The 752-nt window shown below is 64.9% G+C and carries 1 protein-coding gene; it reads right to left on the minus strand.

What is annotated here, in order from left to right; translation table 11 throughout:
- Positions 1 to 752 (minus strand): adenosylhomocysteinase (locus Q8A52_RS48880; RefSeq protein ID WP_316765160.1); only part of this gene is annotated, 752 nt, incomplete at both ends.

A 752-nucleotide genomic window follows, 5' to 3' on the forward strand; every position in this document is an offset into this window, starting at 1 on the left:
AGGGCGTCCAGGTGGAGACGGGCGACCTTCTCGTCGAGGTGCTTGGGCAGCGTGTACACACCGACCGGGTACTCGGACTGCTTGGTGAACAGCTCGATCTGGGCCAGCGTCTGGTCCGCGAACGAGTTGGACATCACGAACGACGGGTGACCGGTGGCGTTGCCCAGGTTCAGCAGACGGCCCTCGGACAGCACGATGATCACCTTGCCGTCCGGGAAGGTCCACGTGTGGACCTGCGGCTTGACCTCGTCCTTGACGATGCCGGGCACCCTGGCCAGGCCGGCCATGTCGATCTCGTTGTCGAAGTGACCGATGTTCCCGACGATGGCCTGGTGCTTCATCCTGGCCATGTCCGCGGCCATGATGATGTCCTTGTTGCCGGTCGTGGTGATGAAGATGTCGGCCTTGTCGACGACCTCGTCCAGGGTCGTGACCTGGTAGCCGTCCATCGCCGCCTGCAGCGCGCAGATCGGGTCGATCTCGGTGACGATCACCCGGGCACCCTGACCGCGCAGCGACTCCGCGCAGCCCTTGCCCACGTCGCCGTACCCGCACACCACCGCGGTCTTGCCGCCGATCAGCACGTCCGTGGCACGGTTGATGCCGTCGATGAGCGAGTGACGGCAGCCGTACTTGTTGTCGAACTTGGACTTCGTCACCGCGTCGTTGACGTTGATCGCCGGGAACAGGAGAACGCCGTCGCGCTGCATCTCGTACAGGCGGTGCACGCCCGTCGTGGTCTCCTCGGTCAC

This window comes from Streptomyces herbicida (genome assembly GCF_032656585.1).
Taxonomy (GTDB): Bacteria; Actinomycetota; Actinomycetes; order Streptomycetales; family Streptomycetaceae; genus Streptomyces; species Streptomyces herbicida.